Below are 12,078 nucleotides of genomic sequence, written 5' to 3' on the forward strand. Positions count from 1 at the left end.
CCAAAGGCCGCGAGGACCGATCTCAACAAGGACAAGCGAGATGACCGAGACCGAGACCAAGTCCGGCGGAAGCCATGCTCCGGCGGTGGAAATGAAGCAGGCGTTGAACTCTTTTCTGATCGATTTCAGGGGGTTCCAGGCTGATGTGAAATCCCGACTTCAACAACAGGAAGAGCGACTGACCATGCTGGACCGGAAATCCCAAATGACCTCCGCCGGGCGCCCCGCCCTGTCGCGTGCCGCCGATCTCGAAGCGCCGCACAAGAAGGCCCTTGCCGCCTATCTTCGCAACGGAGACGATGACGGGCTGCGCAGCCTGGAAATCGAGGGCAAGGCGCTGGGGACCTCGGTCGCGGCCGAGGGGGGCTATCTCGTCGATCCCGAGACCTCGGATACGATCAAGTCGGTGCTGCGCTCGACGGCCTCGATCCGCTCGATCGCGCAGGTGGTTACCGTCGAGGCGACCTCGTTCGATGTGCTGGTGGACCATTCGGACATCGGTTCGGGCTGGTCGACCGAGACCGCCAACCAGATCGAGACCGGCACGCCGCAGATCGAGCGCGTGTCGATCCCGCTGCACGAGCTTTCGGCCATGCCCAAGGCCAGCCAGCGGCTGCTGGACGATTCCGCGTTCGACATCGAGGGCTGGTTGGCCGCGCGCATCGCCGACAGGTTCGCCCGCGCCGAGGCGGCGGCGTTCATCAATGGCGACGGTGTCGACAAGCCTACGGGGTTCCTGTCGCACCCCCACGTTCCCGAAGGTGCCTGGAACTGGGGCAGCCTCGGCTATGTCGCGACGGGGTCCGATGGCGATTTCGACGCGGTGTCGCCGGCCGATGCAATCCTCGACCTCGTCTACTCGCTGGGTGCGGAATACCGCGCGGGTGCCACTTTCGTGATGAATTCGCGCACGGCGGGCGCGGTGCGAAAGATGAAGGACGCAGATGGGCGCTTCCTGTGGTCGGACGGGCTGTCGGCGGGCGAGCCTGCGCGGCTTCTGGGCTATCCGGTCCTGATCGCCGAGGACATGCCCGATATCGCCTCGGACACGGTGGCGATCGCCTTCGGCGATTTCCAGGCGGGTTACACCGTCGCCGAGCGCCCGGACCTGCGGGTTCTGCGCGACCCGTTCTCGGCCAAGCCGCATGTGCTGTTCTATGCCACCAAGCGCGTCGGCGGCGATGTCAGCGACTATGCCGCGATCAAGCTTCTGAAATTCGCAACCGCCTGATGACCTGACCGAGACGTTGCCTTCGGCTGACCCCGGGGGCGGCCAGGCGCGCGCCGGACCTATCCGGTCTGTCCAGCTGTTCCCTCCGTCGGGACAGGCCGGGTCGGCGCGCGCCGACATTCAGCGGGGGGCCTAGCGGAGAAATGACGAGATGATGCTGATCGAGACGACGCTGCCCGCCGCCGCGCTGCCTCTGGAGCGGTTCAAGGCGCATCTGCGCCTTGGCACCGGGTTTTCCGATGACGGGGCAGAGGACGCGTTGCTGGAGGCATTCCTGCGGGCCTCCATGGCGGCGATCGAGGAACGGACCGCCAAGGTGCTTCTGGCGCGCAGCTTTACCTGGGGGGTGAACGGTTGGCGCGATGGAGCGCGTGAGCCGCTGCCGGTGGCGCCCGTGTCCCGCATCGCGGAGCTTCGGGTCTTCGACCGCAACGGCACCGTCTGCGTCTGCGATCCGGCCACCTATCGGCTGGAGCGGGACGGAACCTATCCCAGGCTGGCCGCGGTTCGGACCTGCCTGCCGACGATCCCGCAGGGGGGCGGCGCCGAGGTCGATTTCGATGCCGGTTTCGGTGCGGAGTGGGACAGCGTTCCTGCCGATCTGGGGCAGGCGGTCTTTCTGCTGGCGGCGCATTACCACGAGCATCGGCACGAGGCGTCTACGGGCGAAGGCCACATGCCGTTCGGTGTTGCGGCGTTGACCGAACGCTGGCGACGGCTGCGGGTGACGGCCGGAGGGGTGGCATGAAACGCCCGCCTGTTCTGAACCGACGCCTTGTCCTTGAAGCGGCCCAACGGCTGCCCGATGGGGCCGGCGGGTTTTCCGAGACATGGGTCGAGCTCGGAGTGATCTGGGCCGAGATCACGCCGCGCACGGGCGGCGAGCGCGCGGGGCAGGAACTGACCCTGACGCGGGTGCCATATCACATCGTCGTACGCGCCGCACCTTCGGGTTCGGCCCGGCGGCCCGAGCCCGACGAACGGTTTCGCGAAGGCGCGCGGATCTTTCACATCCGCGCGGTGACTGAGGCGGACCGGAAAGGGCATTACCTGCTCTGCTTTGCAGAGGAGGAGAAACCGTCATGAGCTATGGCGCGGCAGCCGCGCTTCAGGCGGCGATCTACCAGCGGCTGGCGGGTAATGCCGACCTTGCGGCGCTGGTGGGCGGGGCGATCTATGACGTGGTTCCGGCGGGCGACCTGCCGCCGACCTATGTCAGCCTGGGTCCGGAAGAGGTGCGCGATGCCTCGGACAAGACCGGGGACGGGGCGCTGCATCTGTTCACGATCACCATCGTCAGCCGACAGGCCGGGTTTGCCCAGGCCAAGGCGGCGGCTGCGGCGGTATCCGACGCCCTGGTGGACGCGCCCCTTGCGATGTCTCGCGGGCGGATCGTGGGCCTGTGGTTCGACCGGGCCCGCGCCCGGCGGGTGGGCACCCAGGGCGAGCGCCGGATCGACCTGCGTTTCGCAGCGCGGGTCGAGGACGACTGAACACCTAACCTGGAGAAAGCACGATGACGGCGCAATTCGGCAAGGATCTACTCATCAAGCTCGACCTGACCGGAGCCGGTCAGTTCGAGACCATTGCGGGGCTGCGAGCCACCCGCATCAGTTTCAACGCCGAACAGGTGGATGTGACCAGCCTGGAAAGCGAGGGCGGCTGGCGCGAGCTTCTGGCAGGCGCCGGGGTTAAATCGGCCGGAATCTCCGGGGGGGGCGTGTTCAAGGATGCGGAGACCGACGCGCGCGCGCGGCAGGTGTTCTTCGATTCCGAGACGCCGACCTTCCAAATCGTAATCCCGGGCTTCGGCGTGGTCGAGGGGCCGTTTCAGGTGTCCTCGCTGGAGTATTCCGGCAGCCATAACGGTGAGGCCACTTACGAACTGACGCTGGCCTCGGCCGGGGCGCTGGCCTTTACGGCGTTCTGACAATGGCCAATCCCCATGCAGGCGAGGTGGCGTTGGTCATCGATGGTGAACGCCGTGTGCTGAAGCTTACGCTTGGGGCACTGGCGGAGCTGGAGGCGGCGCTGGGTGCGGACACCCTTGTGGCGTTGATCGAGCGCTATGAGGAAGGCGCGTTCTCGACGCGCGATGTGCTGGGGCTGTTGCTCGCTGGGCTTCGAGGCGGGGGCTGGCACGGCTCGGCCGCCGACCTTGCGCGGGCGGATATCGGCGGCGGTCCGATTGCCGCGGCTCAGGCCGCCGCACAGCTTCTGGCGCGCGCCTTCACCCTTCCGGAGGCGCAATGCGATGGGCTTTGACTGGGGCGCCCTGATGCAGGCCGGGATCAGGGGACTGGGCCTGAAGCCGACCGAGTTCTGGGCGCTGACCCCGGCCGAACTGATGTTGATGCTGGGCGCGGCCGGTGGCCCCGCGCCGATGAGCCGCGCGCGGCTGGAAGAACTCGCGCGGGCCTTTCCCGACAACAGGTTGGATCAAGGATAACCAATGGCCCAGACAGAGGATTTCGACGCCTTCGACGCGCAGATCGAGGCGCTGGAGAAGACGTTGGGCGGCGCGCGGGGCACCGCGGCGGCCTTCGAGGTGGAACTGGTCCGGATGCGTGAGAGCCTGACACTGACCAACCGGGAGGTTGGCAGCCTGTCGCGTTCGATCGGCAGTGGATTGAGGCGGGCCTTCGACGGGCTCGTCTTCGACGGGGTGAAGCTGTCGGATGCGCTGAAGACCGTCGTCAATTCGATCGTGAACGCTACCTATTCGGCCGCGATCAAGCCGGTTCAGAACCAACTGGGCGGGCTTGTCGCGGGTGGCATCGAGGGGCTGGTCAGCGCCGCGGTGCCCTTCGCCAAGGGCGGAGCCTTTACCCAGGGCCGCGTCATCCCCTTTGCCACCGGCGGTGTGATCGACCGGGCCACCCATTTCCCGATGCGCGGAGGGACGGGTCTGATGGGCGAGGCCGGTCCCGAGGCGATCCTGCCGCTGGCGCGCGGCGCGGATGGTCGGCTGGGCATCAGAAGCGAAGGCGGCGGCGGACGACCGGTGCAGGTCGTCATGAACATCACCACGCCCGATGTGCAGGGCTTTGCCCGCAGCCAGAGCCAGATCGCCGCGGATATGGGGCGGCTGATCGCGCGCGGCCAGCGCAACAGATAACGCGGAGGAAAGGACATGGCATTTCACGAGGTCCGGTTCCCGGCCAACCTGAGCTTCGGCTCGGTCGGCGGACCCGAGCGGCGCACCGAGATCGTGACGCTCGCCAACGGGTTCGAGGAGCGCAACACTCCCTGGGAACATGGCCGACGGCGCTACGACGCGGGCGTTGCCATGCGCTCGCTCGACGATGTCGAGGCGATGATCGCCTTTTTCGAGGCGCGACGCGGACAGCTTTACGGGTTCCGCTGGAAGGATTGGTCGGACTTCAAGTCTTGCCTTCCCTCGCGCGATCCTGCCTTCGACGACCAGAGGATCGGTTTTGGCGACGGCTCGAAGACGCTGTTCCAATTGACCAAGACCTATTCCTCGGGCGGGCATTCCTATGTGCGCCCGATCGCGAAACCGGTCGCGGACAGCGTTCGACTTGGGATCGATGGGGTGGAACTGGCGGAGGGCCTGGATTTCACGGTCGATACCGCGACGGGGCTGGTGATGCTGGCAGAGGCGCCCGAATTCGGCGCGGCGGTGACAGCCGGTTTCGAGTTCGACGTGCCGGTGCGTTTCGACACCGACCGTATCCAGACATCGGTTGCGAGCTTCAAGGTGGGCGATGTCCCCTCGGTGCCGGTTGTGGAGGTTCGGGTCTGATGGCGATCTCCGAGGCATTGCAGGCGCATCTGGCGAGCGGCGCGACGACGCTTGCGCGGGCCTGGGCGATCACGCGGCACGACGGGGTGGTTCTGGGGTTCACAGACCATGATCGGGATCTTTCCTTTGATGGTGTGACGTTCCGCGCCGAAACCGGAATGAGCGCGCTGGCGCTGTCCCAGTCGACGGGTCTGTCGGTGGACAACTCGGCTGCGCTTGGCGTGCTCAGTTCCGAGGCGATCACCGAGGATGATGTCGCGGCGGGCCGTTATGACGCCGCATCGCTCTGTATCTGGTTGGTGAATTGGGCCGATGTCAGGCAGCGGCTGATCCTTTTCGTCGGTTCGCTGGGCGAGTTCGCGCGCACGGGCGGCGGGTTCGAGGTCGAGATCCGTGGCCAGGCCGAGGCGTTGAACCAACCGCTGGGGCGGGTCTACCAGAGCCCCTGCCAAGCGGTTCTGGGAGATGCCGCCTGCGGGTTCGACGCGACCCGTCCTGGCTTTTCGACGCTGGTGACAGCAGGTTTGATCGAAGCCCGGCGTATCTTCCGCTTCGAGGCGATGAACGAGTTTCAACCGCGCTGGTTCGAGCATGGTCGGCTCGAGGTCTTGTCCGGCCCGGCTGCGGGATTGTTCGGGGTGATCAAGGCCGACCGCCACGAGGCCGGGGTGCGCGTCGTGGAACTTTGGTCCGAAATCCGCGGTGCGGTCGGTCCCGGGGATTCGTTGCGGCTGATTGCCGGCTGCGACCGCTCGGCCGATACCTGCCGCTGGAAGTTTCACAACTTCGCGAACTTCCGTGGCTTCCCGCACGTTCCGGGGGAGGACTGGCTGATGGCCTATCCGTCCCAATCGGGTGTCAATGACGGGGGGAGCCTGAACCGATGAGCCTGATCGCAGAGCGTGCCGCGGTCGAGGCCCGGCGCTGGATCGGCACGCCCTATCACCATCAGGGCTCGATGCCGGGGGCGGGGGCGGACTGCCTTGGCCTGCTGCGCGGAGTGTGGCGGGCGATTTACGGCACCGAGCCCGAGGCGGTGCCGCCCTATACGCCCGACTGGTCCGAACCTCAGGGCGAGGAAACGCTTTGGGCGGCCGCTCGGCGGCATCTTCTCGAGAAGCCTGTAGCGGACTCGGCCGTTGGAGACGTCATCTTGTTCCGTCTGCGCGAGGCGGGTGTTGCCAAGCATCTGGGCATTCAGGGCGCGATCGGCGCGCGGGCGAGTTTCATCCACGCCTATCATGGCCACGGGGTGGTCGAGAGCCCGCTCTCGACGCCATGGGCACGCCGCATCGTGGCTCGGTTCGCGTTTCCCGAAAGGACTTAGACCATGGCAACAATCGTTCTGTCCGCAGCCGGTGCGGCGGCGGGCTCCGCTTTGGGCGGCTCGGTGCTGGGGCTGTCGAGCGCGGTGATCGGCCGGGCCGTCGGCGCCACGATCGGCCGGGCGATCGACCAGCAATTGCTCGGAACGGGCTCGCAGGCGATCGAGACCGGCCGCGTCGAGCGGTTTCACCTGACCGGCGCCAGCGAGGGGGCGCCGGTGACCCGGCTCTGGGGGCGATCGCGGCTGTCGGGACAGGTGATCTGGGCCTCGCGCTTCAAGGAGCGGGTTAAGAAGTCGGGTGGCGGAAAGGGTGCGCCGTCTCAGCCCAAGGTCCGCGAATACAGCTATACCGTCAGCCTGGCGATTGCGCTTTGCGAGGGCGAGATCGCGCGGGTGGGCCGGATCTGGGCCGATGGCGCCGAAATCGCCCCCGACGAGATCAACATGCGGGTCTATTCGGGCAGCGAGGACCAGTTGCCAGACCCGCTGATCGAGGCGGTCGAAGGCATGGGCCAGGCGCCGACCTATCGCGGCATTGCCTATCTGGTGATCGAGGATCTCGATCTGGGCCGGTTCGGCAACCGTGTGCCGCAATTCTCGTTCGAGGCGGTGCGCGCGGCGGCGGGCGAGGTCGAGGACCTTGCCCATCTCGTTCAGGGGGTCGCGCTGATCCCGGGCACGGGGGAATATGCGCTGGCCACCACGCCCGTCCATTTCGAGGATGCACCGGGCGTCGTACGTTCGGCCAATGTGAACACGCCGGGCGGCAAATCCGACATCGCGGTGTCGCTGGACACGCTGCGGGGCGAGTTGCCGCGCGTAGGGTCGGTGGTGCTGGTGGTGAGCTGGTTCTCGGGCGATCTGCGGGCGGGTATGGCGCGCATCGCGCCCGGCGTCGAACAGGACGATATCGACGGCAAGCCGATGCGTTGGCGTGTGGCGGGGCTGTCGCGGGACGAGGCCAATGTGATCCCGCGCATCGAGGGGCGGGCGATCTATGGTGGCACGCCGTCCGACCAAAGCGTCATCGAGGCAATCAAGGCGCTCGCCGAGGGCGGGCAGGAAGCGGTGTTCTACCCCTTCATCCTGATGGATCAGCTTCAGGGCAATACCTTGACCGATCCCTATTCCGGCGAAGAGGGCCAGCCCCATCTGCCCTGGCGGGGGCGGATCACGCTGTCCTTTGCGCCGGGCCATCCGTTCTCGCCCGATGGCACCCATGAAGCTGCCGCCGAGGTCGCCGATTTCTTCGGCTCGGCCCAGCCGGAAGATTTTGTCTTCGACGGCCAGACGGTCCGCTACACCGGAAACGATGGCTGGAGCTATCGCCGATTCATCCTTCATTACGCTCATCTCTGTGCCGCTGCGGGCGGGGTGGGGGCGTTCTGCATCGGGTCCGAAATGCGCGGGCTGACAACGATCCGCGGCCCCGCCAACAGCTTTCCCGCGGTCGAGGCGCTGCGCGCCCTGGCGGCCGAAGTCCGCACGGTGCTGCCTGGTGCGAAGATCGGATATGCTGCCGACTGGAGCGAATATTCGGGGTACCAACCGGCCCATCAGCCGGGCGACCGGTTCTTCCACCTCGACCCGCTCTGGGCCGATCCGAACATCGATTTCATCGGCATTGACAATTACATGCCGCTCTCGGATTGGCGCGAGGGTGAGGAGCATGTGGATGCCGATTGGGGTGCGATCCATGCGCTCGATTATCTGAAGGCCAATATCGAGGGCGGCGAGGGCTACGACTGGTATTATCCCAGCGTCGAGGCCCGCAATGCGCAGATCCGCGTTCCGGTCACCGACGGGGCGTATGGCGAGGCCTGGGTCTGGCGCTACAAGGATATCCGCAGCTGGTGGGAGAACCCTCATCATGACCGCGTCGGTGGCGTTCGGCAGGCCGTGCCGACGCCTTGGTTGCCGCGCTCGAAACCGGTCTGGTTCACCGAATTCGGCTGTGCCGCTGTGGACAAGGGCACCAACGCGCCGAACCTGTTCGTTGACCCGAAATCCTCCGAGAACGCGCTGCCGCCCTTTTCGACCGGGGCGCGCGACGACCTGATCCAGCACCAGTATCTTCGGGCGATTTTGACCTATTGGGCTGACCCTGCGAAGAACCCGGTGTCGGACGTCTATGGTGGACGGATGATCGACCTCTCCCGCGCTCATGTCTGGGCCTGGGACGTCCGGCCTTTCCCGCATTTCCCGGGCAACCGAGAGCTTTGGGCGGATGGTGACAACTACGCTCGCGGTCATTGGCTGAACGGACGGAGTTCGGCGCAGGCCCTTGATGCCGTGGTCGCCGAGATCTGCGCGGCAACGGGATTGGAGACCCCGCATGTCGAGCAGCTGTACGGGCTTGTGCGCGGTTACGCGGTGACGGGCAACGACGGTGCGCGCAGCGCGCTTCAGCCCCTGATGCTAGCCCATGGCGCCGAGGCGGCCGAGCGCGAGGGGAAGCTTGTCTTCTTCAACCGCAACGGGCGGCCCAAACGGGTCATCGATGCGGGGCGTCTTGTGGCAACCGAGCGGTCGTCCTCTGAGATCGAACATATCCGCACCCCCGAGGCCGAGACCGCCGGGCGGGTCCGTCTTTCCTTCATCGAATCCGAAGGCGCCTACGAGACCCGCGCCGCAGAGGCGATCCTGCCCGATGAAAGAAGCCGCACGGTCGCCTCCAGCGAACTGGCCCTGGTGCTGACTGGCGGCGAGGGGCAGGCGGTGGTCGAGCGATGGCTGGCGGAATCCCGCGTCGCGCGCGACCGGGCCCGCTTTGCATTGCCGCCCTCGATGATGGAGGTCGGGCCGGGTGACGTCCTGCGCTTGCCCGGCGGCGATTTCCGCGTCGACCGGGTCGATCTGTCCGGCGCGCGCGAAATCGAGGCGGTCCGGGTCGAACGTGGCCTCTACCCGCCGCCGAACCGCGATGAGGCGCCGGTGCGGCAGGCGGCTTTCGTCTCCCCGATGCCGGTTCATCCCCTGTTCATGGACCTGCCGCTGCTGACCGGCGAAGAGGTTCCACACGCGCCACATCTGGCAGTAGCGGCAACGCCCTGGCCGGGCAACGTCGCAGTTTATGGCGCGGTCAGCGATGCGGGCTATGACCTCAACACGCTGATCGGCCAGCCTGCGGTTATCGGCGTGACCGAAGGCCCGCTCGCGGCCGCCGCGCCTTCGCGCTGGGACCGAGGTGCGGCGCTCCGGGTAAGGTTGTCATGGGGCGCGCTGTCTTCGGTGGGCATGGCCGAACTTCTGGCAGGAGCGAATGCGGCGGCAATCGGCGATGGCAGCCCCGGCAACTGGGAGGTGTTCCAGTTCGCCCAGGCCGATCTTGTGGCGCCGTTGACCTATGATCTGCGTCTCAGGCTTCGCGGGCAGGCGGGGACCGATGGGGTGATCCCTGCCATTTGGTCCGCAGGTAGCCGATTCGTTCTGCTCGATGGTGCACCTGCCCAGATCACCCTGCCCTTGTCGGCCCGCGGGCTGGCGCGCCAATACCGGATCGGCCCCGGTACAAGGCCTTATGACGATGCCTCGTTCACCCATCTTGTCGCCGCTTTCGACGGAATGGGCCTCAGGCCCTATGCCCCCTGCCAACTGACCTCTCGTCCCGACGGGCATGGCGGTCTTGCCATCGGCTGGACCCGGCGGACGCGGATCGACGGGGATAGTTGGGCCTCGGTCGAGGTGCCGCTGGGCGAGACCCGCGAGGCCTATCATCTGCGGGTGATCGGAGCGGGTGGCGCAGTGCTGCGCGGGGCCACGACCGAGGCCCCAGGCTGGATCTACACCGCCCAGATGCGCATCGCGGATGCCACTGCGCAGCCTGTTGCCATCGAAGTGGCGCAACTGTCCGACCAGTTCGGACCCGGACCCTATCGAAGGATCGTGATCGATGAATGAGACTGCTAACCTGGCCCTGCCATTGATGCAGGCCGCGCAAGCGCAGAAGCATGTGACGGTGAACGAGGCGCTGGTGAAACTCGATGCGCTCGTGCAACTGCGCCTGCAAAGCCTCGGCCTTTCCGCGCCGCCCGAAACTGCACCCGATGGCCAGGCGTGGAGCATCGCGGCGGGCGCTTCCGGCGCATGGGCCGGGCAGGCGGGACGCATCGCGATTGCCGATAATGGCGGTTGGGTCTTCGCCGAACCGCTCGCCGGTTGGCGCGCCTGGGTCGTCGATACGGGCACGGATATGTGTCATGACGGGACGGGCTGGGTAGCGGTCGCGACCTCCGGGGCGGTTTCGCCGACCGGGGCGGCCTTCGAGGCCAGGGTCGTGGAATTCGACCATGTGATCGCGGTTGCTGGCCCACAGCCCACGTCGCAGCAGATCCCGTCGCACGCGATGGTCTTTGCGGTGACCGCCCGGGTTATCGAACCGATCACCGGAACGGCGGTGGCCTGGAGCCTCGGCACCGAGGGGGCGCTTGACCGTTTCGGCAGCGGACTTGGGATCGGGCTCAACTCATATGCGAACGGCGTTCTCGGCTGGCCGATGACCTTTTACGGTCCCGAACCGCTGGTGCTATCGCCCGAGGGAGGAGACTTTGCGGGAGGCAAGGTCCGTTTTGCGCTCCATTACGCCGAGTTCGGCCTTCCGGGCACGGTGTAGGATCATGCGTCCGGTCCTTCCCGGCGATGCGGTGGCGGCCGCGCGGGCGCTGTTCGCCCGTCCGTCCGGCGAACGCCCTGCCTCCATGGCTCTGATGCTTGTGCGCGCCCAGGCTGCGGATTCCTATCGCAAGCGGTTCGGCCGCGCGCATCCGGTCTGGGGCAACGGCTCGCTCATGGCCCTTGTCCAGAGGGAGTCCCTTCCGCCTGAACCGCTGCTCGACGATCCCGACTATTGCCGCTGCCTTGCGTTGGTCTTTTCCGCCCTCGCAGACCGCCGGACGGCCAAGGCTTGTCCCGCTTGATCGGGGTCTGAACCGCCCCGGGTTTACAGGAGGGCAAAACTCTCGAAGGATGCCTTCCCATGGACGGGAAGGAGAACACGACGCGCCCATACCCGGCCGAGTTCCGCGAGCGGGCGGTGCAGATGGTGGTCGATCATCTTGACAGCTATGCGAGCCTGACAGCTGCGGTGCGCGACATCGCCGACAAGCTCGGCTGCTCGCCCGACAGCCAGCGGGCCTGGTACAAGCAGGCGCGGCGTGATGCGGGCAAGGAAGCTGGGCCGACGAGTGCCGGGAGGGCCCGCATCAAGGAACGCGAGCGCGAGAACCGCGAGCTGCGGCAGGGTGAGGAGGGTCAGAAAACCGTCCAGTGGGCGGTTTTCCCGACGAACGAGATCCTGAAGAAGGGTGAGCCAGCGAAGGCGGTCGCCCGTCGTGGCGCCATCGGTCCGAGCCCGATGGCGAAGGCCGATCTGCAGGAGGCTGCCGATCACCCCGTCCACCTGGTCCGAACGCAAGGCCGCGCAGCGTGACCCCGCGCGCTTGTCGCCACGGGCGCAGCGCGACGCCGAGCCGAGGAAGACCCGGGAGGTCTGGACAGCCAACCGTGGGCTCTATGGCGCCCGGAAGGTCTGGTTCGCCCTCGGCCGCGCCGACATCGAAGTGGCCAGATGCAGCGTGGAGCGGCTGATGCGCGAGATGGGGCTCCGCGGCGTGGTGCGCGGCAAGAAGGTCGTGACGACCAACCCCGACACCGCGCGGCCCTGTCCGGACGACAAGGTCAACCATGTCTTCCACGCCGACCGGCCGACCCGGCTCCGGGGCGAGCCATTGTCCGCCATTGGTCCGAGGACAATGG

General features: G+C 66.9%; 16 protein-coding genes. All 16 read left to right on the forward strand.

The window, feature by feature from the left end:
* The first annotated feature begins 19 nt into the window (after positions 1–19).
* Positions 20–1,231, forward strand: a complete 1,212-nt coding sequence (locus EV216_RS04225; RefSeq protein ID WP_279388188.1) for a phage major capsid protein — start codon at positions 20–22, stop codon at positions 1,229–1,231.
* A 154-nt stretch (positions 1,232–1,385) separates the two neighbouring features.
* Complete coding sequence (locus EV216_RS04230) at positions 1,386–1,979, forward strand: head-tail connector protein (RefSeq protein WP_341539354.1); 594 nt, start codon at positions 1,386–1,388, stop codon at positions 1,977–1,979.
* The gene (locus EV216_RS04235) at positions 1,976–2,317 is read left to right on the forward strand and encodes a head-tail adaptor protein (protein ID WP_132693816.1); all 342 of its coding nucleotides are present in this window, start codon (positions 1,976–1,978) and stop codon (positions 2,315–2,317) included. The genes EV216_RS04230 and EV216_RS04235 overlap by 4 nt, the downstream gene beginning before the upstream one ends.
* Positions 2,314–2,724, forward strand: coding sequence for a DUF3168 domain-containing protein (locus EV216_RS04240; RefSeq protein WP_132693817.1), 411 nt, complete (start codon positions 2,314–2,316; stop codon positions 2,722–2,724). Before EV216_RS04235 ends, EV216_RS04240 begins: the two co-directional genes overlap by 4 nt.
* A 23-nt stretch (positions 2,725–2,747) precedes the next feature.
* On the forward strand, positions 2,748–3,161 hold the full coding sequence (locus EV216_RS04245) for a phage major tail protein, TP901-1 family (protein ID WP_132693818.1): 414 nt from the start codon (positions 2,748–2,750) through the stop codon (positions 3,159–3,161).
* Between the two features lie 2 nt (positions 3,162–3,163).
* Positions 3,164–3,496, forward strand: a complete 333-nt coding sequence (locus tag EV216_RS04250) for a gene transfer agent family protein (protein WP_132693819.1) — start codon at positions 3,164–3,166, stop codon at positions 3,494–3,496.
* Complete coding sequence (locus EV216_RS04255; protein ID WP_132693820.1) at positions 3,486–3,680, forward strand: rcc01693 family protein; 195 nt, start codon at positions 3,486–3,488, stop codon at positions 3,678–3,680. Before EV216_RS04250 ends, EV216_RS04255 begins: the two co-directional genes overlap by 11 nt.
* A gap of 3 nt (positions 3,681–3,683) precedes the next feature.
* Entirely contained in the window at positions 3,684–4,349 is a 666-nt protein-coding gene (locus EV216_RS04260; RefSeq protein ID WP_132693821.1) for a phage tail tape measure protein, read from the forward strand.
* 15 nt (positions 4,350–4,364) lie between these two features.
* Positions 4,365–4,997 (forward strand): DUF2460 domain-containing protein, encoded by a 633-nt coding sequence (locus tag EV216_RS04265; protein ID WP_132693822.1) that lies wholly within the window; start codon positions 4,365–4,367, stop codon positions 4,995–4,997.
* Positions 4,997–5,884: a DUF2163 domain-containing protein gene (locus EV216_RS04270; RefSeq protein WP_132693823.1), complete on the forward strand. Its 888-nt coding sequence runs from the start codon at positions 4,997–4,999 to the stop codon at positions 5,882–5,884. Before EV216_RS04265 ends, EV216_RS04270 begins: the two co-directional genes overlap by 1 nt.
* Positions 5,881–6,324 (forward strand): NlpC/P60 family protein, encoded by a 444-nt coding sequence (locus EV216_RS04275; RefSeq protein WP_132693824.1) that lies wholly within the window; start codon positions 5,881–5,883, stop codon positions 6,322–6,324. The genes EV216_RS04270 and EV216_RS04275 overlap by 4 nt, the downstream gene beginning before the upstream one ends.
* Positions 6,325–6,327: 3 nt before the next feature.
* Positions 6,328–10,224: a baseplate multidomain protein megatron gene (locus EV216_RS04280; protein WP_132693825.1), complete on the forward strand. Its 3,897-nt coding sequence runs from the start codon at positions 6,328–6,330 to the stop codon at positions 10,222–10,224.
* Positions 10,217–10,936 (forward strand): DUF2793 domain-containing protein, encoded by a 720-nt coding sequence (locus EV216_RS04285; protein WP_132693826.1) that lies wholly within the window; start codon positions 10,217–10,219, stop codon positions 10,934–10,936. The genes EV216_RS04280 and EV216_RS04285 overlap by 8 nt, the downstream gene beginning before the upstream one ends.
* A 4-nt stretch (positions 10,937–10,940) precedes the next feature.
* A complete protein-coding gene (locus EV216_RS04290) occupies positions 10,941–11,240 on the forward strand; it encodes a DUF7742 family protein (RefSeq protein ID WP_132693827.1) in 300 nt (99 codons plus the stop codon).
* A 59-nt stretch (positions 11,241–11,299) separates the two neighbouring features.
* Positions 11,300–11,752 carry a transposase gene (locus EV216_RS04295; RefSeq protein WP_132693828.1) on the forward strand — a complete coding sequence of 151 codons (453 nt, stop codon included), beginning with the start codon at positions 11,300–11,302 and terminating at the stop codon, positions 11,750–11,752.
* 10 nt (positions 11,753–11,762) lie between these two features.
* A partial coding sequence (locus tag EV216_RS04300; RefSeq protein ID WP_165899142.1) for an IS3 family transposase occupies positions 11,763–12,078 on the forward strand: 316 nt, incomplete at its 3' end.

This window comes from Rhodovulum steppense, assembly GCF_004339675.1.
Lineage (GTDB): Bacteria > Pseudomonadota > Alphaproteobacteria > Rhodobacterales > Rhodobacteraceae > Rhodovulum > Rhodovulum steppense.